General features: G+C 64.4%; 24 protein-coding genes. 7 read left to right on the forward strand and 17 right to left on the reverse strand.

All coding sequences use genetic code 11. The features are described 5' to 3' along the window. Window positions 1-23: 23 nt before the first annotated feature. From M2D63_RS14125 to cbiE, 10 genes are all read right to left on the reverse strand, one after another. Window positions 24-440, reverse strand: coding sequence for a DUF2946 domain-containing protein (locus tag M2D63_RS14125; protein ID WP_285863549.1), 417 nt, complete (start codon window positions 438-440; stop codon window positions 24-26). A gap of 19 nt (window positions 441-459) precedes the next feature. Beyond that, window positions 460-930, reverse strand: a complete 471-nt coding sequence (locus M2D63_RS14130; RefSeq protein WP_285863550.1) for a copper chaperone PCu(A)C — start codon at window positions 928-930, stop codon at window positions 460-462. A gap of 45 nt (window positions 931-975) precedes the next feature. Then, window positions 976-1,368 carry a DUF2946 domain-containing protein gene (locus M2D63_RS14135; protein ID WP_285863551.1) on the reverse strand — a complete coding sequence of 131 codons (393 nt, stop codon included), beginning with the start codon at window positions 1,366-1,368 and terminating at the stop codon, window positions 976-978. Window positions 1,369-1,468: 100 nt separating this feature from the next. Beyond that, window positions 1,469-2,326: an SPFH domain-containing protein gene (locus M2D63_RS14140; RefSeq protein WP_285863552.1), complete on the reverse strand. Its 858-nt coding sequence runs from the start codon at window positions 2,324-2,326 to the stop codon at window positions 1,469-1,471. Between the two features lie 23 nt (window positions 2,327-2,349). Further along, complete coding sequence (locus M2D63_RS14145) at window positions 2,350-2,787, reverse strand: NfeD family protein (protein WP_285863553.1); 438 nt, start codon at window positions 2,785-2,787, stop codon at window positions 2,350-2,352. Window positions 2,788-2,883: 96 nt separating this feature from the next. Further along, a complete protein-coding gene (gene vapC / locus M2D63_RS14150; protein WP_285863554.1) occupies window positions 2,884-3,288 on the reverse strand; it encodes a tRNA(fMet)-specific endonuclease VapC in 405 nt (134 codons plus the stop codon). Continuing rightward, a complete protein-coding gene (gene vapB, locus M2D63_RS14155) occupies window positions 3,288-3,518 on the reverse strand; it encodes a type II toxin-antitoxin system VapB family antitoxin (RefSeq protein ID WP_285863555.1) in 231 nt (76 codons plus the stop codon). The genes vapC and vapB overlap by 1 nt, the downstream gene beginning before the upstream one ends. 355 nt (window positions 3,519-3,873) lie before the next feature. Then, on the reverse strand, window positions 3,874-4,590 hold the full coding sequence (locus M2D63_RS14160; protein WP_285863556.1) for a cobalt-precorrin-6A reductase: 717 nt from the start codon (window positions 4,588-4,590) through the stop codon (window positions 3,874-3,876). Next, window positions 4,587-5,684 (reverse strand): cobalt-precorrin-5B (C(1))-methyltransferase, encoded by a 1,098-nt coding sequence (locus M2D63_RS14165; protein ID WP_285863557.1) that lies wholly within the window; start codon window positions 5,682-5,684, stop codon window positions 4,587-4,589. The genes M2D63_RS14160 and M2D63_RS14165 overlap by 4 nt, the downstream gene beginning before the upstream one ends. Next, a complete protein-coding gene (gene cbiE / locus M2D63_RS14170; protein WP_285863558.1) occupies window positions 5,677-6,888 on the reverse strand; it encodes a precorrin-6y C5,15-methyltransferase (decarboxylating) subunit CbiE in 1,212 nt (403 codons plus the stop codon). The genes M2D63_RS14165 and cbiE overlap by 8 nt, the downstream gene beginning before the upstream one ends. 117 nt (window positions 6,889-7,005) lie before the next feature. On the opposite strand from cbiE, the gene cobG reads away from it, so the two are divergent. The 7 genes from cobG to M2D63_RS14205 all read left to right on the forward strand — a co-directional run bounded on the left by cobG (window position 7,006) and on the right by M2D63_RS14205 (window position 13,551). Continuing rightward, window positions 7,006-8,340: a precorrin-3B synthase gene (gene cobG / locus M2D63_RS14175; RefSeq protein ID WP_285863559.1), complete on the forward strand. Its 1,335-nt coding sequence runs from the start codon at window positions 7,006-7,008 to the stop codon at window positions 8,338-8,340. Beyond that, the gene (locus M2D63_RS14180; RefSeq protein ID WP_285863560.1) at window positions 8,333-8,959 is read left to right on the forward strand and encodes a precorrin-8X methylmutase; all 627 of its coding nucleotides are present in this window, start codon (window positions 8,333-8,335) and stop codon (window positions 8,957-8,959) included. Before cobG ends, M2D63_RS14180 begins: the two co-directional genes overlap by 8 nt. Beyond that, window positions 8,959-9,690 (forward strand): precorrin-2 C(20)-methyltransferase, encoded by a 732-nt coding sequence (locus M2D63_RS14185; RefSeq protein WP_285863561.1) that lies wholly within the window; start codon window positions 8,959-8,961, stop codon window positions 9,688-9,690. Before M2D63_RS14180 ends, M2D63_RS14185 begins: the two co-directional genes overlap by 1 nt. Then, complete coding sequence (cobJ, locus tag M2D63_RS14190) at window positions 9,690-11,387, forward strand: precorrin-3B C(17)-methyltransferase (protein ID WP_285863562.1); 1,698 nt, start codon at window positions 9,690-9,692, stop codon at window positions 11,385-11,387. Before M2D63_RS14185 ends, cobJ begins: the two co-directional genes overlap by 1 nt. A gap of 103 nt (window positions 11,388-11,490) precedes the next feature. After that, entirely contained in the window at window positions 11,491-12,180 is a 690-nt protein-coding gene (locus M2D63_RS14195) for a hypothetical protein (protein WP_285863563.1), read from the forward strand. A 65-nt stretch (window positions 12,181-12,245) separates the two neighbouring features. Further along, window positions 12,246-12,935, forward strand: a complete 690-nt coding sequence (locus M2D63_RS14200; RefSeq protein ID WP_285863564.1) for a hypothetical protein — start codon at window positions 12,246-12,248, stop codon at window positions 12,933-12,935. Beyond that, window positions 12,928-13,551 carry a hypothetical protein gene (locus tag M2D63_RS14205; RefSeq protein ID WP_285863565.1) on the forward strand — a complete coding sequence of 208 codons (624 nt, stop codon included), beginning with the start codon at window positions 12,928-12,930 and terminating at the stop codon, window positions 13,549-13,551. The genes M2D63_RS14200 and M2D63_RS14205 overlap by 8 nt, the downstream gene beginning before the upstream one ends. Here the strand turns inward: M2D63_RS14205 and M2D63_RS14210 are convergent. The 7 genes from M2D63_RS14210 to M2D63_RS14240 form a co-directional block, all read right to left on the reverse strand. Further along, window positions 13,548-14,144 carry a MarC family protein gene (locus tag M2D63_RS14210; protein ID WP_285863566.1) on the reverse strand — a complete coding sequence of 199 codons (597 nt, stop codon included), beginning with the start codon at window positions 14,142-14,144 and terminating at the stop codon, window positions 13,548-13,550. The genes M2D63_RS14205 and M2D63_RS14210 overlap by 4 nt on opposite strands. A 54-nt stretch (window positions 14,145-14,198) precedes the next feature. Continuing rightward, window positions 14,199-16,970, reverse strand: coding sequence for a hybrid sensor histidine kinase/response regulator (locus tag M2D63_RS14215; protein ID WP_285863567.1), 2,772 nt, complete (start codon window positions 16,968-16,970; stop codon window positions 14,199-14,201). Between the two features lie 135 nt (window positions 16,971-17,105). Further along, on the reverse strand, window positions 17,106-18,401 hold the full coding sequence (purD, locus tag M2D63_RS14220) for a phosphoribosylamine--glycine ligase (RefSeq protein ID WP_285863568.1): 1,296 nt from the start codon (window positions 18,399-18,401) through the stop codon (window positions 17,106-17,108). Between the two features lie 121 nt (window positions 18,402-18,522). Beyond that, entirely contained in the window at window positions 18,523-20,130 is a 1,608-nt protein-coding gene (gene purH / locus M2D63_RS14225; protein WP_285863569.1) for a bifunctional phosphoribosylaminoimidazolecarboxamide formyltransferase/IMP cyclohydrolase, read from the reverse strand. An 82-nt stretch (window positions 20,131-20,212) separates the two neighbouring features. After that, the gene (gene fis, locus M2D63_RS14230) at window positions 20,213-20,533 is read right to left on the reverse strand and encodes a DNA-binding transcriptional regulator Fis (RefSeq protein WP_003186237.1); all 321 of its coding nucleotides are present in this window, start codon (window positions 20,531-20,533) and stop codon (window positions 20,213-20,215) included. Then, entirely contained in the window at window positions 20,530-21,543 is a 1,014-nt protein-coding gene (gene dusB, locus M2D63_RS14235; protein ID WP_285863570.1) for a tRNA dihydrouridine synthase DusB, read from the reverse strand. The genes fis and dusB overlap by 4 nt, the downstream gene beginning before the upstream one ends. A gap of 156 nt (window positions 21,544-21,699) precedes the next feature. Then, window positions 21,700-22,968, reverse strand: a complete 1,269-nt coding sequence (locus tag M2D63_RS14240) for a DUF3426 domain-containing protein (RefSeq protein WP_285863571.1) — start codon at window positions 22,966-22,968, stop codon at window positions 21,700-21,702. Window positions 22,969-23,004 lie beyond the last annotated feature (36 nt).

Raw genomic sequence — 23,004 nt, forward strand, 5'->3', positions numbered from 1 at the left:
ACGCTTGTGCGCGAAAGGTGTTTTCAGACGACGATGAAGGACGGCGGTGCGCGGGGCCTGGCCCCGGGGAAGACGGTGTGCCGCGCATGCCCCCGGTGCGGCGGGACAAGCAGCGGGCTGCCGGTGGGAAGGGTATCGGTAGTGAGCAGGCTCAGGGCCTGGGGCAATGCCGGGCAGTGGAAGAACAGGCTGCAATAGCCACACTTCTCCCAGACCATGCTCAGGGAAGGACTGCTGTCGTGGTGGCTGTCACCGTGGCAGTCGGCAGCGCCATCCATGCTCATGCCTGCCGGCATGGCACGGTGATCCATCGGCATCGACTGGGAAACCAGTGGGCCGATAAAGATCATCAACATGGCGAACAGGCTCAGCCAGCTGCCGCGCACCCTTTTTCTGTCAGGGCGGGCGGGACGGGCGAGGCTGCTGCGGACGATGCTCATGGCGAGCCGCGCTCAGCGGTCAGTGCGTGTGGGCCGTATCGTCGGGCGCCTGCTTCTGCACCGCGACTTCCACGGTGATGTCGCCGGCCTTCTGGAAGTGCAGGGTCAGCGGGAAGTGCTTGCCGTCGCTGAGCAGGCTGCGGTCCTTGGGCTGCATCAGCATTACGTGGTAGGCGCCCGGGGCGAATACCAGCTCCTTGCCGGCAGGTACCTCGACGCTCTGCACCTGCTGCATCTTCATCAGCCCGTCCTTGTGCACATGCTCGTGCAACTGCGCGTTGTCGCTGATCGGGCTGTCGACGCCGAGCAAGGTGTCGGCACTGCTGCCGTTGTTGTGAACGATGAAGTAGGCGGCCACGTTAGGGGCGTTGGGCGGCAATTCCTGCGACCACGGATGAGCGATGTGCAGGTCGCCCTTGGTGTATTCGTGGGCGTTGGCAAAGGTCGCCGGCAGCAACAGGGCAGCCAGCAGCAGGGCGTTCTTGAGCATGGTGATTCTCCAGTCGAATTCAGGGTCGCAGATTGCGCAGTGAAGTCAGGCCAGAGGAGAGGCGCGTGGGTTGAGCGCTGGCCACAGTTGCCGTGGCGTGGGCTGGTAGGCGGCGAGCAGCGGCTCCCGCGCAGAGGGTAGTGCCGGTGGCGTGGTCAGGTGCGGCACATGCCCCGGCAGCGCCAGCAAGGGCGCGGCGCCGGAACAGCACCAGCAGTGTTGCATGCTGGAATGGTCATCGCCTTGCTGGCCAAGGTCGATCTTGCCCAGGGCGAGGATTTCGGCGGTGGCCTTGCCACCCACACTCGAACAGAACGCGCCCCACAGCAGTTGCTCGGCCGGCCCCTTGGGGGCGGCAGACGCCAACGGCATGGCCAGCAGATTGAACAGCACTGCGAAGCAGGCGATCCAGGCAATGGCGGGCCGATGTGAGGACATGAGGCGTTCCGGTTGGAATCAGGTGATGGCTATTGTAACCCCCAGTGTAGGCAAAATTGCCGAGGGTGCGGTGAATTACCGCACCTCTGGGGGCCTTGTTCTAGACCGGCTTGTTGCGGCCCATCAAGCCGCGCACGGTTTCCTGCAGGTCGGCCGGCAGGACCACGACCTTGGCGTTGTCGCTGCTGGCCAGCGACTCCATGGCACCGATGTAGCGCTCGCCCAGCAAGTACATGGCCGGGGTGATCTCGGTGCCCACCGCTTCCTTGACCAGGGTGATCGAGCGCGCCGAGGCCTCGGCGAGGTTGATCTGCGCCTCGGCATCGAGCTTGGCCGCCTGCTGGCGCGCCTGGGCTTCGAGGATCGCGGCCTGCTTGGCGCCCTCGGCGCGGGTCACGTCGGCCTTGCGCTCACGCTCGGCGGCGGCCTGGCGCTCCATTGCCGCCTGCATGTTTTCCGAGGGCTTGATGTCCTGGATCTCCACCGAGCGCACGGTCACACCCCAGTCTTCGGTCTGCTCGGACATCGCCTCACGCAGGCGTGCCTTGATCTGCTCGCGGCTGGACAGTGCTTCGTCGAGGTCCATGGCGCCGACGATGGCGCGCAGCGAGGTCATGGTCAGGCTGGTCACGGCGAAGGAAAAGTCCTGCACGCCATAGGCGGCCTTCTGCGGGTCGACGACTTTGGCGAAACACAGGGCGTTGGCGACGATCACCGCGTTGTCGCGGGTGATGATCTCCTGCTGCTGCACATCGAGGATGATGTCCTTGGTGGGCAGGCGGTAGGCGACCACGTCCACGTAGGGGATGACGATGTTGAGGCCGGGCTTGAGGGTGCTGTGGTAGCGCCCCAGGCGCTCGACGATCCACTCCTCGCCCTGGGGCACGATGCGCACCCCCTTGAACAGAGTGATGATGACGAACAGGGCGAGGGTACTGACGACGATGAGGCTGGTCATGGCGCGAACATTCCTTTTGCGGGTCAGGCCCGGGTGACGCGGGCGGTATTGCCTTCGATGGCGGTGAGGCGGACACGCTCGCCGGACTGGATCTCGGTATCGGCGATGCACACCCACTCTTCGTTGCCGAGGATGGGCTTCTGGAAGCGTACGCGGCCTTTCTGGAATTCCGAGACCGTGGCCGTAAGCAGGCCGACCTGGCCGATCACATCGTCGGCGGTCCAGCGGGTATCAGGCTGCTTGCGGCGAAACACTTTGAACCACAGGACGGTGGTGAGCGAAGAGAGCACCACCCACAGCAGCACCTGCATATCCAGTTGCAGGCCTGGCGCCAGGTAAGCGACCAGCGACACCAGGACGGCACCGATGCCGAACCAGAGGATGAAGAAGGTGGGCAGGAGCAGTTCGAGCACAATCAGGCCGAAACCGAACACCAGCCAGATCCACCATTGCATGTCCATATCGGTGAGTCTTCCTGAAGAGGAGGGGGGTAGTGTAAGTCAGCGGTGTGGAGCAGAGCTATTCAGATTAGGCCTCAATGCCTGTAGGAGGCATTGCTATCGGGCCAGCCAGTCTTCGACACGCAGCCCGGGTACACGCTGGAACTCGCGCAGGTTGTTGGTCACCACCACGAGTCCAAGCGAGCGTGCATGGCCCGCGATCATCTGGTCATAGGGGCCGACGGGTGTACCAGCCCTGGCCAGCTCTGCGCGTAGCTGGCCGCTGTGAGCCGCTGCGCGACGGTCATAGTCGAGGACCTCAAGACGTGCAGCGAAGCTCTCGACAACCGACAGGTTGCGCTCAGGAGCAGCAGATTTTTCCGCACCGTAGATCAATTCAATCAGTGTGACGGTGCTGATGCACATCTGGCCGTGATGTCGGTTGAACGCTTCACGTACAACCTGAGGTTTGTTCTTGAGCGTGAAGATGCAGATGTTGGTATCGAGCATGTACTTGAGCATCAGAACCCTTCACGCTCCTGGTCGGCCGGCTGATCCCGCGAGGCCATGAAGTCCGGACTGACGCTATCGCCCTCGAACCAGTTGTCCCACGCTTCACCGGCAGGTGAAATGATTCGGGTACGACCGATGGCAACAACGTCCACGCGTGTGATGTCTTCGGGCAGGGCGACGGATTTCGGCAAGCGGATGGCCTGGCTGCGGTTGCTTTTGAAGACTGCACCTTGCTCCATGGAAGGCCCCCTGACCAGCGTGAATGTATGTCCGAGTTTATGCCGAAAGAGGGATATGTCAACGGGATATACTTTCGCAGGAGGCAACTGTCTTTTGTAGGAGCGGGGGTGGCCCCCGCATGGAAAAGGGGCAGTAAAAACCAAACCCGGGGCAACCCCCACCAAAAAGGCCGGGCCAATTTAAAGGGGGGGCTTGCCCCGCGATTGCAATCGGTCAGTTACATCGCATCGCGGGGCAAGCCCGCTCCTACAGGCCGTAGCCTTTTTCCTGAGGGAGCAACTGTCTTTGTGGGAGCCGGCGATGGGGCGGCTAGCCCCTCCCCGCCGGGTCAAGCCGAATCGGCGCACCGCCGCTTTACAGGGCAAGCGCCTGCAGCAATGCCTGTGTACTGTCGAAGCTGCGAGTGACAGGCGCAAGCGCCGGACGCTTGAGGATCAAGACGGGTATGCCTCGCTCCCGGGCGACCTGCAGCTTCGGCTCGGTCGCGCTGCTGCCGCTGTTCTTGCTGACCAGTACATCGATCTGTCGACGCTCGAACAGCACGCGCTCATCGTCCAGGTGAAATGGCCCTCGGGCGCCAATCACTTCGCAACGCTCATTCCCCGGAACACTCTCCAGCGCCCGCAATGTCCAGAACTGATGCGCCGGTATCTCATGCAAATGCTGCAAAGGCTCACGGCCCAGGGTGAACAAAGGCCGCTTGAAGGCTGCCAGTGCCTGCATCAGCTGCGCCCAGTCCGCCACTTCACGCCAGTCATCCCCCGGTTGTGATTCCCACGCCGGTCGCCGCAAGGCCCAGCACGGAATGCCTGTGATGCGCGAGGCAGTGGCAGCGTTATGACTGATCTGCGCCGCATAGGGATGGGTGGCATCGATCAACAGGCTAATGCCCTCGGTGCGGATGAATGCGGCCAGTCCTTCGGCGCCGCCATAACCGCCGACGCGAACCTGGCAATCGAGGTCGGTCGGCACCCGGCCGATGCCGGCCAGGCTGTAGATATGCCCGGGGCCCAGGGTGCGGGCAATGACCAGCGCCTCGGTGACCCCGCCAAGCAACAGAACGCGTTTCATGCAAAGGCTCCCGCATGGCCGACAATGCCACCCTGACGGTCGATGGCGAAGACCTCCACCTGCACCTGCGCCGGCACTACGCTGCGGGCAAAGGCCAGGGCGTGGGCGCAGACGGCATCACCCAGGGCGATACCCGCCGCCGTCGCCAGGGCCAGGGCCTGCTGGCTGGTGTTGGCCGCGCGGATCGCCGTTTGCAGATTGCTGTCGGCACCGATGGCTGCCGCCCACTCGGCCAGTTGCGGCAGGTCGATGCTGGAGTGGCGACTGTGCAGGTCCATGTGCCCGGCAGCGAGCTTGCTGATCTTGCCGAAGCCACCGCACAGGCTGAGTTTTTCCACCGGTACCTTGCGCAGGTGCTTGAGCACCGCACCGACAAAGTCGCCCATCTCGATCAGGGCGATTTCCGGCAGGTTGTACACCCGGCGCATGGTGTCTTCGCTGGCGTTGCCGGTGCAGGCGGCGATGTGCTGGTAGCCGTTGGTCTTCGCCACGTCGATGCCCTGGTGGATCGAGGCGATGTAGGCCGAACAAGAGAAGGGCCGGACGATGCCGCTGGTGCCGAGAATCGACAGGCCGCCGAGGATGCCCAGGCGCGGGTTCATGGTTTTCAGCGCGAGCTGCTCGCCGTCCTGCACATTCACCGTGACTTCGAAGCCACCGGCATAGGCGCATTCATCGGCCAGTTGCTGCAGGTGCTCGGTCATCATCTTGCGTGGCACCGGGTTGATCGCCGGTTCCCCGACGGCCAGCACCAGGCCGGGGCGGGTCACGGTGCCCACGCCCTGGCCTGCCCTGAAGCGCACGCCAGGTTCGGCTTGCAGACGCACGCGGCTGTAGAGCAGGGCGCCGTGGGTGACATCCGGGTCATCACCGGCATCCTTGAGGGTGCCGGCTTCGGCACCGTCTTCATGCAGGCGACAGAATTCCAGGCGCATCTGCACCTGCTTGCCCTTGGGCAGGGTGATCTGCACGGCGTCGTTGTGCGCGCCGGTCAGCAACAGGCGCGCCGCGGCCAGGCTGGTGGCGGTGGCGCAGCTGCCGGTGGTCAGGCCGCTGCGCAGGGGGGCGGGTTGTTCCCGGGTTTCGTCACGCATCGATGGGCTTGACCGCTTCGAGCAGGGTGATCGGCAAGGCCTGGCGCCAGGTGTCGAATTCGCCCAGGGGCTGGGCCTGGGCGATATGGATGCGGGTCAGTTCGCCGCCATGTCGCTCACGCCACTCCACCAGGGTCAGTTCGCTTTGCAGGGTCACGGCATTGGCCACCAGGCGGCCCCCCGGGCGCAGTTGCTCCCAGCACTGCTGCAGCACGCCTTCGCGGGTCACGCCGCCGCCGATGAAGATCGCATCCGGGCGCTCGAGGCCCTCCAGCGCTTGCGGGGCGCGGCCACGAATCAACTGCAGGCCGGGCACGCCGAGGGCATCGCGGTTGTGTTCGATCAACTGCTGGCGGCCGTCATCGGACTCGATGGCCAGGGCCCGGCAACTGGGGTGCGCACGCATCCATTCGATGCCGATCGAGCCGCTGCCGGCGCCGACATCCCAGAGCAGTTCGCCCGGCTGCGGTGCCAGGCGGGCGAGGGTAATGGCGCGCACATCGCGCTTGGTCAGCTGGCCGTCATGGCGGAAGGCGGAATCAGGCAAGCCTGCCAGCGGTGACAGGCGCGGAGCATCGGCCGCTGCCAGGCACTCGATGGCGACCAGGTTGAGGTCCGCCGTGCGCCCATGGGGCCAGTCTGCGGCGGTGCCGCGCAGGCAGCGTTCGTTCGTGCCCCCCAGGTGCTCGAAGACCTGCAGGCGGCTCGGGCCGAAGCCACGCTCGTGCAGCAGGGCGGCAATGGCCGCCGGGCTGCTGCCATCGTTGCTCAGCACCAGCAGGCGTACACCGCTGTACAGGTGGGCATTGAGGGTGGCCAGCGGGCGGGCCACCACCGACAGCGTCGCCACCTCCTGCAGCGGCCAGCCCAGGCGGGCGGCAGCCAGCGTGCAGGAGGACGGCATCGGCAGCACGCTCATCTCGTCGGCGTCGAGCTGCCTGGCCAGGCTGGCGCCGACCCCGAAGAACATCGGATCGCCGCTGGCCAGCACGCACACCGGTTCACCGCGCAGTGCCAGCAACGGCGCCAGGGAAAACGGGCTGGGCCACAACAGGCGCTCTGCACCGATGCAGCGCGGCAGCAGATCCAGCTGACGCTGGCCGCCAAACACCCGTGAAGCGCCCAGCAGTGCACGCCGGGCATGCTTGCCCAGGCCACTGTAACCGTCTTCACCGATCCCTATTACTGTCAGCCAGGGCGACATGCAAATTCCTCAATTCCCGCTAATCCGACCGGCAGGCTTTTCATGCCTTCGGACAAAGCAGGCATAATACCGCGCCTTCTACACTGAAGTGCCTTTTCACGATTGTCGGGTGACCTTTTGAACGCGCCTTCCTCGGCCCGCCAGCCCCACGTTTCGCTTCGTCCCTCGGCCTGTCCGGGGTTGCTGCGTATCGTCCAGGCGCTGGACGGTGGCATCTGCCGGATCAAACTGGCCGGCGGCTCGCTCACGGCCGACCAGGCCGATGCAATCGCCACGGCAACCGAACGCTTCGCTGGCGGCGCCATCGAGGCCACCAATCGCGGCAACCTGCAGATTCGTGGCATCAGCGGTGAGCACAGCGCCCTGATCGAGCCGTTGCTGGCGGCAGGCCTGGGGCCGCGCGAAGCCGCGGGTGACGATGTACGCAACCTGATGCTCAGCCCGAGCGCCGGGGTTGATCCGCAAATGCTGTTCGACGCCCGGCCACTGGCCGCGCAGTTGTTGCAGACCCTGGAAACCACACCACGTTTTCATCAGTTGTCGGCCAAGTTCGCCGTGCAGCTGGACGCCGGTGAAGCCCTGGCGATGCTCGAACACCCCCACGATCTCTGGCTCAGCGCCCTGATGCTCGATGGTGGGCCGTGGCTGGCGTTTGGCCTGGCGGGTTGCCCGGCCACGGACTCGCCCCTCGGTGCCGTGCCCCTGGCGCAAGGTCACGCGCTGGTCAGCGCGGTGCTCGATCGCTTTCTTGCCCTGGCCAGGCCTGATCAGGCACGCATGCGTCAGTTGCTCGAGGACTGTTCGCCCGACGTCTTCGTCGCCGGCCTGGACCTGCCGGTCCGGCGCGATCCGCTGATCCTGCAATGGCGTCGCCCCGTTCAACCCTGTTCTCACCTTGGGCCTTATCCTCAGCGAGAAGCCGGGCTCAGTGCGGTCGGTGCCGCGCCACCCCTGGGACGACTGACTCCAGCCATGCTGCGTGGCGTGGCGCACTTGAGCCGCACGCTGGGCGATGGCAGCTTGCGGATGACGCCCTGGCAAAGCCTGCTGCTGCCCAATATTGCCCAGCCGCAGGTAGCGACTGTCACCGCCGGGCTCGCCCGACTCGGCTTGCTGTGCTCGGCCGCCGAACCGCTGGCGCGCCTGGTGGCCTGCACCGGCTCGGCGGGCTGCGCCAAGGGCCTGGCCGATACCAAGGGCGACGCCGTGCACCTGGCGACCCTGCTGACCTCGGGTGCGCCGGCCAGCGTGCACCTGAGCGGCTGCCCACGTTCCTGCGCCATGGCCCATGCCGCCCCGGCAACCCTGCTGGCCCGCGCCCCGGGCCGCTATGACCTGTATCTACGCGACGTGCGCGAAAAGGGCTTCGGTGCCCTGCGCGCGCGCGACCTCACATTGAAAGAAGCCGGCACACTGCTCGATGCCCGCTCACGGAGCCCCCTTGATGATTGATTACATCCGCGATGGTCAGGAGATCTATCGCAATTCCTTCGCGATCATTCGCGAGGAAGCGCGGCTCGACCGGATTCCTGCCGACCTGGAGAAACTCGCGGTACGGGTGATCCATGCCTGTGGCATGGTCGATGCCATCGATGGCCTGCAGTTCTCGCCGGGTGCCGGCACGGCCGGGCGTGAGGCCCTGGCCAAGGGCGCGCCGATTCTGTGCGATGCACGGATGGTCGCCGAAGGCATCACCCGCGCCCGCCTGCCGGCGGACAACCCGGTGATCTGCACCCTGCGCGACGAGCAGGTGCCGGCGCTCGCCCGTGAGTTGGGCAACACCCGCTCGGCGGTGGCGCTGGAGCTGTGGCGTCCTTACCTGGAAGGCAGTGTCGTGGTCATCGGCAACGCTCCGACCGCACTGTTCTATCTATTGGAAATGATCGATGCCGGCGCACCCAAGCCGGCACTGATCCTGGGCTTCCCGGTGGGCTTCGTCGGCGCCGCCGAATCCAAGGCCATGCTCGCCGCCGACAGCCGTGGCGTGCCGTTCGTGATCATGCAGGGACGCCTGGGCGGTAGCGCCATGGCTGCCGCTGCGGTCAACGCCCTGGCCACGGAGGTCGAATAATGCAGGCTCGTGGACGTTTGCTTGGCCTGGGCGTCGGCCCTGGCGATCCTGAACTGATCACGGTCAAGGCGCTGCGCCTGTTGCGCGAGTCGCCGGTGGTTGCCTACTTCGTCGCCAAGGGCAAGCGCGGCAACGCCTTCGGCATCATCGAAGGCCATCTGCAGGAGGCGCAAACCTTGCTGCCGCTGGTGTACCCGGTAACCACCGAAGCCTTGCCGGCACCGCTGTCGTATGAGCAGGTGATCAGCGATTTCTACGACGACGCCAGCCTGGAGGTGGCCGCGCACCTGGATGCCGGACGCGACGTGGCGGTGATCTGCGAAGGCGATCCGTTCTTCTATGGTTCCTACATGTACCTGCATGACCGCCTTGCCGAGCGCTATGAGGCCCAGGTGATTCCGGGTGTGTGCTCGATGCTCGGCGGCGCCTCGGTGCTGGGTGCGCCGCTGGTGTATCGCAACCAGAGCCTGTCGGTGCTCTCGGGCGTGCTGCCCCATGACGAACTCAAGCGTCGCCTGGCCGACGCCGATGCGGCGGTGATCATGAAGCTGGGACGCAACTTCCCCAAGGTCCGCGATGTGCTGGCCGAGCTCGGCCTGGCCGAGCGCGCGTTGTATGTGGAGCGGGCGACCATGGCCAACCAGAAGATCGTTGCCCTGGATGACGTCGATCCACAGTCTTCGCCGTACTTCTCGCTGATCATCGTTCCGGGTGAAAGGTGGCAAGGTTGATGGCGCGCAAAGCTCCGGCCATCGTCGTTCTCGGAACAGGCAGCCTGGCCACTGCCCGCAAGATCCAGCAGCGCTACCCGGGCGCCCAGATCCACGGCCTCGAAGGCCGGGTCGAGGGTGTCGACTGCAGCTACCAGGAGTTCGGCGCCACCCTGCGCCAGCTTTATCAACAGGACACGCCGATCATTGCCCTGTGCGCGGCCGGCATCGTCATTCGTACCCTGGCCAGCCTGCTGCTGGAGAAGGGTGTCGAGCCGCCGGTACTGGCGGTGGCCGAGGATGGCAGTGCGGTGGTGCCCCTGCTCGGCGGCCTGGGCGGGGTGAATGTCATGGCCCGGGAGATCGCTGCCGGGCTGGGCGTTGCACCTGCCATTACCACCAGTGGCGAGCTGCGCTTCGGTACTTGCCTGCTCAATCCACCCAGCGGTTATGTCCTGGCCGACCTGGAGCTGGGCAAGCGCTTCGTCTCCGATCTGCTGGCCGGTGAACCGGTGCGCATCGATGGCCAGGCACCCTGGTTGGCCGATGCCCAATTGCCGCAGAGCGAGCAGGCGCAGCTGGCCATTCATGTCGGCTGCGAGGCGCGGGATACCTCGGCCAACGAATTGCTGATCTATCCGCGCTGCGTCGTGGTCGCAGTCACTGCCGTTGTGCCGGAACTGGCCACAGCAGTACGTGAGTCATTGCGCTCGGCGCGGATCGCCGAGCCTGCGCTGGCCTGCCTGGTGGCCAGTGAAGCCTTGATGGCTGAACCTTTATTGCATGCCGCTGCAGCCGAGCTGGGCGTCCCGGTGCGCTTTGCGCCAGGCACCGAAAGCCCCGGCGCATTGGCTGAGCAGGCGTTGCCGAGGTCGTCAGTGCAAGTGGTTGCCAATGGACTGGCGATCGCCGTGGCCCAGCAGCCGGTCGATCCTCTGCTGATCGGTCGTGCCCGTGGGCGCCTGGCTGTGATCGGTCTCGGACCTGGGGCCGCCGAGTTCATGGTGCCGGCAGTCAAGGCCGAGCTGGCCCGGGCCAACGATATCCTCGGCTACGAAACCTACGTGCGCATGGCCGGCCCGTTCCGTGCCGACCAGGTCATGCACTGCACCGACAACCGCGAAGAAATGCAGCGCGCCCGCCACGCTTTCGAACTGGCAGTGCAAGGACGATCGGTGGTGGTGGTGTCCTCGGGCGATCCGGGCGTGTTCGCCATGGCCGCGGCGGTGCTCGAAGCCCTGCACGAGTCGACGGACCCGCAGTGGCATGCGGTCGAGCTGGAAATACTGCCCGGCGTTTCGGCGTCCCTGGCGACCGCTGCCCAGGCCGGTGCGCCACTGGGTCACGACTTCTGTGTGCTGTCGCTGTCGGACAACCTCAAGCCCTGGTCGATCATCGAGAAGCGTCTGGACCTGGCTTGCCAGGCCGACCTGGCGCTGGCGTTCTACAACCCGATCTCGCGCTCGCGCCCCTGGCAACTGGGGCGGGCCCTGGAAATCGTCCGCCAGCACCGTAGTGAGAGCACCCCTGTGGTACTCGGCCGCGACATCGGTAGGCCGGGGCAGACCCTGCGAGTGGTCACCCTGGGGCAACTGCTGCCGGAAATGGTCGACATGCGCACCATGGTCCTGGTCGGCTCCTCGCAGACCTGCGGATTCCCGCGTCCCGATGGCGGGCAGTGGGTCTACACACCGCGCTGGTACCCGGCTACGGAGTGAGCCTGGCAGGGAAAGCCTTCGATGCTGATCCAGGCACCTGCCTCGAATAGTGTGAAGCCCCCGGTCGCTGATGACCGGGGTTTCATGAAAAGGACTATTCGAGATGAACGACACCACCGCCATCCTGAGCACCAATACCGCCGCCGTCATCGAGCAATCGTTGATGGCTTTCGGTGCTGGCATGACCGAGCAGAGCCGCAGGGATGTGAAGAACGCCTACCAGTTCGCATCACTGGTCGCCAGCAAGCTGTACGACGAAGAAGGCCAGGGCGAAGCCTGGTTCAAGCAGTTCCTCAAAGTGATGCAGGATTGTGGCTGGGTCACTGCTCGGCACAGCTATGAGCGCGAACATAGCGCGTCACAGACGCTGACGGTCGGTGCCATCGCTGCCAAGGCCCTGGGGACGGTTGGGACCGCTGTGATGGGTGGCCCGATCGGCATGGCCCTGAACAAACTGACAGGCGATGCCCTGGCCAAGCTGGTGCAGGTCGACCAGGCCCAGAAACTGTTCGACCGCAACGTCAAGGGCAAGAAGACCGCCAATATCGGTCTGGCCTCCTGCATTGAAACCTCCGATGGTGAAGTGGTCCTGGCGATGGGCTGCGTACACAGCGACACCTCGGCCCATGACCTGGACCTGGCTGTCCTGGAGTGGAAGAGCAGCGCTGCGCAGTTCTACACAGGGGCTGCCGTGCTGTCGTTCAACAAGTCGTTGTTCGAGCGCGTTCGCGCCACTATCGAGAGCAAGCTCGGCGACCGTGCCATCGCCAACGTGCTGGATTACGACATCTGATCGCTCGGGATGGTCCGCGTGCGGGCCATCCCGAACGTACCCGCCGATCTGGACGAGGAGGAATCATGGAAACGGATGACTACAGGCTGTGGATGAGCGGCGGCACCTTGTTGCTGGTCGCAGCTCAAGTGCCGCATGCCCAGCACCAGGCGGTACTCGACTCGCTGCTGTATGCGCAACTGGTAGCCAACAAGGCGCAAGGCTCACGCTTCGCAAACTATTCGCCATGGTATAGCCGTTACCGCCGGGGACTGTCCGAGCGTGGCTGGATCATGACCCAGCTATTTCGCGAGCGCCAATGTACCGACGCGGCTTCTGTGCTGGTGCCGATTCAGCCCCTGAGCCTCTGGTTACAGACGCAACATGAGGCTGCCGGTAGCCTGATCGAGCGCGGTCTGAATGGCCTGGCGGGCAATGACGACGCCCTGCAGAACCTGCGCCGCTACACCTTCGAGGGTGACGAGCACGGCACCCGGATTGCACTGGAAATCGGGCTGGTTCATCCGGGACCGGTGATCACCCTGTGCAGTCTCGGCTTGCAGACTGACGAGCCACTTGCGCAGGCTGCCATCGAACGACCATTGCCCGCCCGGACGCTCCAGGGGGACGTTGCGGTCAACGGGCTGTCGGCGCAACTGGACAGCGAGCTGTTCGAGCCGCGTCGCGAAGAGCTACGGGCGTTGGTCGCGCGTAAACAGCAAGAACAGTGCTACCTGCTGGATCTGGGAGCAGTGCCGGGAGCTGAATATGAATAGCCATCAGGCCGCAGTGGTCGGCGCAGGGCTCATGTCGTTCATGCCCGGTATCAGCGTGGCGCAACGGACGTCGATACAACTGGCGTTGCTGCAGGCTGGACAGGAAACGCGTTTTGTCCATGAGCAGGGGCAGGTTGCGGATTGGTATGGGTACTTCAAGAACAAGTTGAAGTTCTACGGCTGGGATGCGTTGCCTGCCGAAGAAGTCCATTGGTCAGATAACGACCGTACGCAAATCGTTGATAACGCCCTGCGCTCGATTTCGGCCACGGCGGGTAGTCGCTATGCCGCCTCCACCGAGCTGGCCCTGCAAGGGCTCAATGCCAGTGCCAGTGCTTTGCTGCATTTTGAGCGGCGAGTGCGGCAGCAGGGCAGCTTTCAGCTGTTGCCTTGTGCGCCGGGCAAGAACGGCTACGTCGACATGGTGCTTTACCACGAAGATCTGGACCAGACGCAAGTCAGTGCCGGCTTCTTGTTTCACGAGCGCAGGAACCAGCAGGTGCGGGCGGAGCTGGTTCGCTTCAATACGCGGCTGTTCGATCGGCAGTTTCGCGACAAGGTCGAACGCAGCCTGCAGGCGATTGCCCTGAAGGAAATCATCGCGCTGCAGCTCTAGGGCGCCAGGTAACCCTTGATCCCGGTGAAGATGATCTGCGCTGCCAGCGCGCAGACGAACAGCCCCATCAGCCGACTGACGATCTGCAGGCCCTGGTCGCCAAGGATGCGTTCGATGGTGTTGGAAAGGTACAGCACCAGCCCGACCGTGAAGCTGGCCATGGCGATGCTGGCGATGGCCACTAGCTTGTCATCCCAGTGCGGCTGGCCGATGCCCATGACCAGCAGGGCACCGATGGTGCCCGGGCCGACGGTCAGGGGAATGGTCAACGGGACGATAGTCACATCCTGGTGGATGTTGTCGGTCTGCACCGCCGACTTGCCCTGGGCCATGCCCAGGGCGGAAATGAACAGCACGCTGCCGGCGCCGATGCGGAAGGCATCGACCGTGATGCCGAAGACACCGAAGATCGCCCGCCCGAACAGGTACAGCAGTACGCTGGCGATCAACGCCGCGATGGCCACGCGCCAGGCCAGCAGTTTGCGTTCCTTGCTGGAGTAGCCGCGGGTCAGGCCGATGAAACAGGAGAGCACGAAGAACGGGCTATAGAGCACGAGCATTTTCAGGTAGACGCTGAACAACTCATGGAGCATGGCCGAGGCTCGCGACGGAAAGGGGTGAGGCAAGTGTATCAGGCGTGCGGCGCTTTACAGGGTCGGTATCTCGGAGGATTCCGCTTCGCGGCGGGCCACCCAGTGCTCGATCAGTTCACGCAGTTGTGACAGCTCGACTGGCTTGGCCATGTGTCCGTCCATGCCGGCCAGGCGTGCGCGTTCTTTGTGCTCGGCCAGGATATGCGCGGTCAGGGCCACCACCGGCGTACGCTTGCGCTGGTTGCTGACTTCCCAGATTCGCAGTTGCTGGGTAGCGGAGAAGCCATCGAGCACCGGCATTTCGCAGTCCATCAACACCAGGTCGTAGTGCTTGGCCTTCATCGCTTGCAGGGCTTCTTCGCCATTGCAGGCGGTATCCGGCTCGAGGCTGAGCTTGCCCAGCATGCCGCGGATGACCTTGGTCGAAATGCTGTTGTCTTCGGCCACCAGGATACGGAAATCGCTGGGCAGGTTCAGTGGCGTGGTCAGGCTGACGGGGGCCGGGATGACCGGCTGGCCCTTGCTGCGCAGCGCCAGTTCTTCGGCCATGGTGGTCTTGAGGGTGTAGCCGGCGACCGGTTTGGCCAGGATGCGCTTGACCCCGGCATTGCGGGCGATGACCTTGCTCGGTGCATTGCTGATACCGGTGAGCATGATCAGCAGGATGTCGTGGTTCAGGCTCGGGTCTTCCTTGATCTTGGCCGCCAGTTGCATGCCGGTCATGCCGGGCATGTTCTGGTCGAGCAGGACCGCATCGAAGTAGTCGCGCAGGTGCGCCTTGGTGCGCAGCAGGGCCAAGGCCTCCTTGCCCGACGGCACGGCACTGACGTTCATGCCCCAGGCGCTGCACTGCTGGACCAGGACCTTGCGACAGGTGTCGTTGTCGTCCACCACCAGCACCCGGGCCCCGCGCAGCGGGCCGTCGAGGTCGGCGGGCGGCTGTTCCAGGCGCTGGGGATCGAGCGGCAGGGTCATCCACAGGGTGTTGCCCATGCCGTGGCTGGTCTTGATGCCGAACTCACCCTGCATCAGGTTGATCAACTGCTTGGCGATCACCAGGCCCAGTTGCCCGCCCAGCTTGTTGCTGGAGAGGAAATGCCTGCTGTGCAGCTCGGCCTGCAGCAGGGCATCGCGCTCGCCCGGGGGAATGGCCTCGCCACTGTCCTGCACGGCAATGCGCAGGCGTGGCGCGCTAGCGCGCTGGTCGAGGGCCACCACCAGGAGGATTTCCCCTTGTTCGGTTTTCTTCAGGGCATTGTCCAGCAGGCTCAGCAGCGCCTGGCGCAGGCGCGTCGGGTCACCGCTGATGACCCGCGGCACCTGCGGCTGGGTGAAGCTGATCAGCTCGATGTTCTGTTGCTCGGCCTTGGCGCGGAAAATACTCAGGCAGTCTTCGATCAGGGCGTTGAGGTCGAACTGCACGTCGTCCAGCTCGATCTGCCCGGACTCGAGCTTGGAGATGTCGAGAATCTCGTTGATCAGGGTCAGCAGCTCGTTGCCGGCGCTGTGGATGGTCTGCACGTAGTCGCGCTGCTTGACTGACAACGGGGTGCCGAGCAGCAGTTCGGTCATGCCCAGCACCCCGTTCATCGGGGTGCGGATCTCATGGCTGATCTTGGCCAGGAACTCGGCCTTGGCGTTGATCTCGGCGTTGCTGGCAGCCAGTTCGCGGCTGGCGCTGAAACGCTCCTCACTGATGCGGCGCAGGCGCTCGCTGACCGAGAGGTTGAGCAGCAGGCCACTGAAACTGGCCATGCCCAGGAGAATGAACAACAGCCATTGGGTCGGCGTACGGGTCAGCCCGAGCAGGGCCGGCAGCACCACCAGGCAGCCGATGTTGAAGGCCAGCATGGCCAGGCTGAACAGCCGCGCCGGCGCATAACCCCTGAACCAGTGGTAGCTGGAGATCAGCAGCATGCTCAGGCTGCCGATGGCGAACAGCACGTAGGTCATCAGGTTGAGTGGCAAGGTGTTGACGAACAGCAGCAACAGGCCGCACAGCCCGACCAGGACCATCTCCACCTGCAGCAGGCGGTTCAGCCGTGGCTGGTTGCACGGGCTGAAAAAACGCAGGGTGAAGGTCAGGCCGGCCAGCGACGCCAGCAAGGCAACCAGGTAGGCGGCCGGGGTTTGCGCCGTGTGCCAGACGCTCCACCAGGGGCCGCTGAGGTTGAGCAGGATCAGCGCGCTGAGCAGCATCAGGCCGTGATAGGCCGCCAGCGCCAGGCTGGTGCTGGAGCGCGAATAGGCGAAGCGGATGAGGTTGTGCAGCATCAACATCAGCAAGCAGCCGAACAGCAGGCCGAACAACAGCGACTGGCGCTGGTCGGCGGCGACCGCGGTGGCAGGTTCCAGGCTGATGGCCGGGCGCAGCTGGTGTTCGGAGACCAGCCGCAGATAGATGTCGAGGCCGTGTTGGCTGATGGGCAGGGCCAACTGGTGGTCGCTGCTGCGCACCGTGGCTTCGCTATCGGCGGAGGGCCGACCGTTGTGCATCTGCTTGATCAGCCGATCGCCATCGAGGGCGTACAGATCAAGCCGGGAAAGGTCCGGAGCGAACACCCGCAGCAAGTGTTCGTGCTGCCCGGGTTCGAGGCGGTAGTGCAGCCATAACGCCTGGTCCGGCGTTGCGGCATTGAGCTGGTTCAGCTGGATGGGGCTGAATTGACTGCGGTAGCGTTCGGAGCGTACGTCGCTGAGCTGCAGGTTGGCTTGCTCGTCGAGCAAAACCGCCCATCCACTGCCTTGGTCAGCCGTGGCCGGAAACAGGCAGAGCAGGGTCAGCAGGCTGACGGTGAGGCCAATGGCGATCCTGAGCCAACGCACGACGAGATCCCTTCTTAGCAAAGTGCCGGATGATAACTATGCGCGGCGCGCCAAGTCGAAGGCAAGGCCCCCGAGGGGCCCTGGCGACGAGCCGGAAGCAGGACGCACGGGGCGTCGCTGCTGCCGGGCGCTGTTTTACTGCTGATGCTCACCACGTTCGCGGGCAATGGCACGGTAGCCGATGTCCTTGCGGTAGAAACTGCCGTCCCAATTGATCTCGGCGGCCAGGCGGTAGGCCTGCTGCTGGGCGGACTCGACGCTGCTGCCCAGCGCAGTGGCGCAGAGCACGCGGCCACCGGTGGCCACGACCTGACCGTCCTTGAGCGCGGTACCGGCGTGGAAGACTTTGCCTTCCAGCTTGGCTGCAGCGTCGAGGCCGTTGATGGTCGCACCCTTGCTGTAGTCGCCAGGGTAGCCGCCAGCTGCCAGGACCACACCCAGGCTCGGGCGCGGATCCCACTGGGCTTCGACCTTGTCCAGGGCCTTGGCGAAGGCCGCCTCGACCAGCAGCACCAGGCTCGACGCCAGGCGCAGCATGACCGGCTGGGTTTCCGGGTCGCCGAAACGGCAGTTGAACTCGATGACCTTCGGGTTACCGGCCTTGTCGATCATCAGACCGGCATACAGGAAGCCGGTGTAGACGTTGCCTTCCTCGGCCATGCCGCGCACGGTCGGCCAGATCACCTGGTCCATGACCCGCTGGTGCACTTCGGCGGTGACCACCGGGGCAGGGGAGTAGGCACCCATGCCGCCGGTGTTCGGGCCGGTATCGCCGTCGCCGACGCGCTTGTGGTCCTGGCTGGTGGCCATTGGCAGTACGTTCTGGCCGTCGACCATGACGATGAAGCTGGCTTCCTCGCCGTCGAGGAACTCCTCGATGACCACGCGCGAACCGGCGTCACCGAAGGCGTTGCCGGCGAGCATGTCGCGTACGGCGTCTTCGGCTTCGGCCAGGGTCATGGCGACAATCACGCCTTTACCGGCGGCCAGGCCATCGGCCTTGATCACGATCGGAGCGCCTTTCTCGCGCAGGTAGGCCAGGGCCGGCTCGATCTCGGTGAAGTTCTGGTAGTCGGCGGTCGGGATCTTGTGCCGGGCCAGGAAGTCCTTGGTGAAGGCCTTGGAACCTTCCAGCTGGGCTGCGCCCTTGGTCGGACCAAAGCAGTCCAGGCCACGGCTGCGGAACAGGTCGACCACACCGGCCACCAGCGGGCCCTCTGGGCCGACGATGGTCAGGGCGACGTTCTTCTCGGCGAAGTCGGCCAGTTGCTCCAGGGCGGTGACGTCGATGTCGACGTTCTCGCACTTGGCTTCGATGGCGGTACCGGCGTTGCCCGGGGCAACGAAGACCTTCTCGACCCGTGGATCCTGGGCGACTTTCCAGGCCAGGGCGTGTTCACGACCGCCGCTGCCGATAATCAAAACATTCATGTCAAAACCTCGATGACGCTAATTCGGATGGGGCAGATCCTTGTAGGAGCGGGCTTGTCCCGCGATGCGATGTGACCGTCACACCGCAATCGCGGGACAAGCCCGCTCCTACAGGCCGGTATCAGTGACGGAAGTGACGCATGCCGGTGAAGACCATGGCGATGCCAGCTTCATCAGCAGCAGCGATCACCTCGGCATCACGCATCGAACCGCCTGGCTGGATCACTGCAGTGATACCTACTTTAGCCGCGTTATCGATACCGTCACGGAACGGGAAGAACGCATCCGAAGCCATGACCGCGCCCTGTACCTGCAGACCGGCGTGCTCAGCCTTGATCGCGGCGATGCGCGCGGAGTTCACGCGGCTCATCTGGCCGGCGCCGACACCGATGGTCTGGCGGTTCTTGGCGTAGACGATAGCGTTGGATTTGACGAACTTGGCCACTTTCCAGGCGAAGATCAGGTCGTGGATTTCCTGCTCGGTCGGCGCACGCTTGGTGACCACCTTCAGGTCGCCCTCGGTGATCATGCCGATGTCGCGGCTCTGTACCAGCAGGCCGCCGGTGACGCGCTTGTAGTCCCAGGCAGCGGCACGTTCGGCCGACCACTGGCCGCAGGCCAGCAGGCGCACATTGGCCTTGGCGGCGACCACGGCGCGGGCTTCTTCGCTGACGCTGGGGGCAATGATCACTTCGACGAACTGACGCTCGACGATGGCCTTGGCGGTTTCGGCATCCAGCTCGCGGTTGAAGGCGATGATGCCGCCGAAGGCCGACTCGGTGTCGGTGGCGTAGGCCAGCTCATAGGCCTGGCGAATGCCGCCTTCGGCGTCCGGGCTCACGGCCACGCCGCACGGGTTGGCGTGCTTGACGATGACGCAGGCCGGCTTGACGAAGCTCTTCACGCATTCCAGCGCAGCGTCGGTGTCGGCCACGTTGTTATACGACAGTTCCTTGCCCTGCAGCTGCACGGCGGTGGCGATGCCGGCTTCGGACGGCTTGGCCTCGACATAGAACGCCGCGCTCTGGTGCGGGTTCTCGCCGTAGCGCATTTCCTGGGCCTTGATGAACTGGCTGTTGAAGGTGCGCGGGAATTCGCTGCGGCCTTCTGTGCTCAGGGTCTCGGCGGCCTGGTTCACGGTGCCCATGTAGTTGGCGATCATGCCGTCGTAGGCAGCGGTGTGCTCGAAGGCCTTGAGCATCAGGTCGAAACGCTGGGCGTAGGTCAGGCCACCGGCCTTGAGGCTTTCCAGTACCTGGCCGTAGTCGCTGGCGTTGACCACGATGGCGACGTCCTTGTGGTTCTTGGCCGCCGAGCGGACCATGGTCGGACCACCGATGTCGATGTTCTCGATGGCGGTCGGCAGGTCGCAACCCGGCTTGGAGATGGTCGCTTCGAACGGGTACAGGTTGACGGCAACCAGGTCGATCGGCTTGATGCCGTGTTCGGCCATGATCGCATCGTCAGTGCCGCGACGGCCGAGGATGCCGCCGTGGATCTTCGGGTGCAGGGTCTTGACCCGGCCATCCATCATTTCGGCAAAACCGGTGTAGTCGGCAACTTCCACCGCGGCAACGCCGTTGTCCTGGAGCAGCTTGAAGGTGCCGCCGGTGGACAGGATCTCGACGCCGAGCTGTTGCAGCTCACGGGCGAATTCAAGGATCCCGGTCTTGTCGGAAACACTGATCAAGGCGCGGCGGATCGGCAGGCGGGTAGTCTGGTCGGTCATTTCAGATTCCATAACGCGGTGGAGTCAGCAAAAAAGGCGACCTCATCGAATGGGAGCCGCCTTTTCTGGTTTGGATGCTTGCTTACAACAAATCGTACTGCTTGAGTTTCTTGCGCAAGGTGCCGCGGTTGAGCCCGAGCAGCTCGCTGGCCTTGGTCTGGTTGCCCTTGACGTAGTTCATCACGCTTTCGAGCAACGGCGCTTCGACTTCCGAGAGCACCAGGTTGTACACGTCCGTGACGGCCGCGCCCTCCAGATGGGCGAAATAGTTGTGCAGCGCCTTTTCCACACTGCCGCGAAGGGTCTGACCCTCTTCGCTCGGTGTATTCAGGTGCTGTTTCAAGTTGACGTTGTCGCTCACGGGCGTTGTTCCACTCACTAAAGTCTCGGTCATCATCGTCATGCGGCCACCCCTTGTCCGTCCTCTGTCTCAAGGCTCTGTTCACGTTCGTGGAAAAAGCTACGAACGTTGGCGCACTGCGCTTGCGTATCTTCCAAACGATTGAACTGGGCGCGAAACTCCCTGGCGCCCGGAAGCGTTGCCAGGTACCAGCCGACATGCTTGCGGGCGATGCGTACGCCCATCACATCGCCGTAGAAGGCGTGCAGCGCGGTCAGGTGTTCCAGCAGAATGCGTTCCACTTCTTCCAGCTGCGGTGCCGGCAAGTGCTCGCCGGTACGCAGGTAATGCTCGATCTCGCGAAAGATCCATGGCCGCCCCTGGGCAGCCCGGCCGATCAACAGGCCGTCGGCGCCGGTCGCCTGCAAGACGTCCCGGGCCTTTTCTGGCGATGTGATATCGCCGTTGGCAAACACCGGGATCGACACCGCCTGCTTGATTGCCGCGATGGTGTCGTACTCGGCGTCGCCGGTGTACAGGTCGGCACGGGTTCGTCCGTGGACCGCCAGTGCCTGGATGCCAGCCTGTTCAGCGATTTTCGCCACCGTCAGGCCGTTCTTGTTCGCCCGGTCCCAGCCGGTGCGGATTTTCAGCGTAACCGGTACGTCCACGGCGGCAACTACCGCGTGGAGGATCTCGCTGACCAGGGCTTCATCTTTCAATAAAGCAGAGCCTGCAGCCTTGTTGCAGACTTTTTTTGCCGGACAGCCCATGTTGATGTCGATGATCTGCGCGCCGGCCTCGACATTGGCCCGGGCTGCCGCTGCGAGCATCTGCGCGTCACCACCGGCGATCTGCACCGAGCGTGGCTCGGGATCGCCTTCGTGAACCATGCGCAGGCGCGACTTGCGGCTGTTCCACAGGCTCATGTCACTGCTGACCATCTCCGACACCACCAGGCCTGCACCCATTCGTCGGCACAGCTGACGAAATGGCTGGTCCGTGACCCCGGCCATCGGCGCGAGGATCAGGCTGTTCTGCAGTGTGTATGGGCCGATGCGTACCGCCGACATAGGAGTTCCCTGTTGTGGGGCCGGATCATTAGAGTTCGAAAAAGGGTGGGCATGATACCCGCTCTCGGTGACCGGATAAAGATGGATTTGGATAAAATCTGAACAACTGCGGCGTTATGCCCGACAGTTTGCAGGGTCGGGCAGTGGCCTTCGGGGTTATTCCGGCGAGCGGAAGCTCAGGCTGTAATTGACCGCCTTGGGCCCTGGATCGAGGATGTCCAGGGCGATGTGGATCGGCACCTGGCTCGGCATTTCACCCTTGCCGGCCAGCTCGCCACTGAGGTACTCGGCGGGTTTGAAGCGCCGGCTGGCGATCAACTGGCCGTTGAGGTCGGCAAAGCGCAGCTCCAGCAACGGGAACGGTTGGGTGAAGGGCGCGCGGTTGTAGATGATCGCGTCGACGATCAGGGCGCCGTTGAAGTCCGGATGGCTACGCACCACCAGGTTGCTGCTCTTGATCCGGGCAATGTCGACCCGGGAGGGTACCTGGCAGCCGACCTGCGGGCAGATCTGCTGGAACCAGGGGCGGTAGCGGTCCTGGCGGGCCAGTTCGTCGAAGTGATACCAGATGTACTGGCCGGCCAGCGCAGCCGCGGCCAGCAGCACCAGGAACAGCCACAGCAGGCGCTTGCCCCAGTGGGCCTTGGGCTTCTTCCAGTCCAGTTGCAGCGGGTCGTCGACCAGGTCGAGCAACGGCTCCTTGCGGGTGCCGCGCGTCGGCACCAGGTCGGGCTCGTGACGCTCGTGCAGATCCGGTTCCGGTGCATCCAGGTCGTCTTCAGGCGCTTTGGCCGAGAGCCGCTCGACAGCTGGCTCGTCCAGCTCAGTCACCACCGGTTGATGGTGATGGAGGGGTTCGTCGAGGTCGTCGCCAAGCACATCCGGGTCCAGCGTCAGGGAAGGCTCGGTGCGCTCCCCGGGTTCCGGTTCCAGGTCCAGTGGTGCCTGTTCTATCAGCGGCGGCTGAGGCTCTTCGAGCTCGTCAGCCAGCACTTCGCGCTCGTCGGCCGGGGTGCTGAACAGGCCGCCGGGCAAGTGTGTGTCGTCGCTGTCCGGCTCGTCGCGGTGGGCGCTGAGGCTTTCTTCGCGCGGCGCACCGCCCTTGAACTCGGTGGTCGGCTGGATCTCGCGCTGTTCCAGGCGCGCCAGCTCCTGGTCGAGGTCCAGCTGGTCGAGGTCCAGCTCGCTGGCCGTCCACTCGTGGGCAGGCGCCGGCGCCACTTGCACCGGGCTCGCGGGCGCGACGCTCGCAGGTTCACTGGCCGGCTGTTGCGCTGCACTCTGTTCCAGCAGCTGCTTGGCGGCGTTGAATACCTGCAGGCAGGCACCGCAACGCACGACGCCGCGGGCCACGCTCAACTGATTGTGGCTGACGCGAAAGCTGGTCTGGCAATGCGGGCACTGGGTGACGAAACTGTCGGTCATGCGGCGGTCCGGGTTATGCAGAAGATTATTCTAGGC

The sequence above is a fragment of the Pseudomonas sp. BJa5 genome (assembly GCF_030272875.2).
Classification (GTDB): Bacteria; Pseudomonadota; Gammaproteobacteria; order Pseudomonadales; family Pseudomonadaceae; genus Aquipseudomonas.

Excerpts from the sequence above, each read along its gene's own strand:
- M2D63_RS14160 (WP_285863556.1), bottom strand. The coding sequence starts at position 4,590 with ATGAAACGCGTTCTGTTGCTTGGCGGGGTCACCGAGGCGCTGGTCATT.
- M2D63_RS14135 (WP_285863551.1), bottom strand. The coding sequence starts at position 1,368 with ATGTCCTCACATCGGCCCGCCATTGCCTGGATCGCCTGCTTCGCAGTG.
- M2D63_RS14210 (WP_285863566.1), bottom strand. The coding sequence starts at position 14,144 with ATGCTCCATGAGTTGTTCAGCGTCTACCTGAAAATGCTCGTGCTCTAT.
- vapC (WP_285863554.1), bottom strand. The coding sequence starts at position 3,288 with ATGCTCAAGTACATGCTCGATACCAACATCTGCATCTTCACGCTCAAG.
- fis (WP_003186237.1), bottom strand. The coding sequence starts at position 20,533 with ATGACGATGATGACCGAGACTTTAGTGAGTGGAACAACGCCCGTGAGC.
- M2D63_RS14140 (WP_285863552.1), bottom strand. The coding sequence starts at position 2,326 with ATGACCAGCCTCATCGTCGTCAGTACCCTCGCCCTGTTCGTCATCATC.
- purH (WP_285863569.1), bottom strand. The coding sequence starts at position 20,130 with ATGACCGACCAGACTACCCGCCTGCCGATCCGCCGCGCCTTGATCAGT.
- M2D63_RS14205 (WP_285863565.1), top strand. The coding sequence starts at position 12,928 with ATGAATAGCCATCAGGCCGCAGTGGTCGGCGCAGGGCTCATGTCGTTC.
- M2D63_RS14145 (WP_285863553.1), bottom strand. The coding sequence starts at position 2,787 with ATGGACATGCAATGGTGGATCTGGCTGGTGTTCGGTTTCGGCCTGATT.
- M2D63_RS14130 (WP_285863550.1), bottom strand. The coding sequence starts at position 930 with ATGCTCAAGAACGCCCTGCTGCTGGCTGCCCTGTTGCTGCCGGCGACC.
- M2D63_RS14240 (WP_285863571.1), bottom strand. The coding sequence starts at position 22,968 with ATGACCGACAGTTTCGTCACCCAGTGCCCGCATTGCCAGACCAGCTTT.
- cbiE (WP_285863558.1), bottom strand. The coding sequence starts at position 6,888 with ATGTCGCCCTGGCTGACAGTAATAGGGATCGGTGAAGACGGTTACAGT.
- M2D63_RS14125 (WP_285863549.1), bottom strand. The coding sequence starts at position 440 with ATGAGCATCGTCCGCAGCAGCCTCGCCCGTCCCGCCCGCCCTGACAGA.
- M2D63_RS14185 (WP_285863561.1), top strand. The coding sequence starts at position 8,959 with ATGCAGGCTCGTGGACGTTTGCTTGGCCTGGGCGTCGGCCCTGGCGAT.
- M2D63_RS14180 (WP_285863560.1), top strand. The coding sequence starts at position 8,333 with ATGATTGATTACATCCGCGATGGTCAGGAGATCTATCGCAATTCCTTC.
- purD (WP_285863568.1), bottom strand. The coding sequence starts at position 18,401 with ATGAATGTTTTGATTATCGGCAGCGGCGGTCGTGAACACGCCCTGGCC.
- dusB (WP_285863570.1), bottom strand. The coding sequence starts at position 21,543 with ATGTCGGCGGTACGCATCGGCCCATACACACTGCAGAACAGCCTGATC.
- M2D63_RS14165 (WP_285863557.1), bottom strand. The coding sequence starts at position 5,684 with ATGCGTGACGAAACCCGGGAACAACCCGCCCCCCTGCGCAGCGGCCTG.
- M2D63_RS14200 (WP_285863564.1), top strand. The coding sequence starts at position 12,246 with ATGGAAACGGATGACTACAGGCTGTGGATGAGCGGCGGCACCTTGTTG.
- M2D63_RS14195 (WP_285863563.1), top strand. The coding sequence starts at position 11,491 with ATGAACGACACCACCGCCATCCTGAGCACCAATACCGCCGCCGTCATC.
- vapB (WP_285863555.1), bottom strand. The coding sequence starts at position 3,518 with ATGGAGCAAGGTGCAGTCTTCAAAAGCAACCGCAGCCAGGCCATCCGC.
- cobJ (WP_285863562.1), top strand. The coding sequence starts at position 9,690 with ATGGCGCGCAAAGCTCCGGCCATCGTCGTTCTCGGAACAGGCAGCCTG.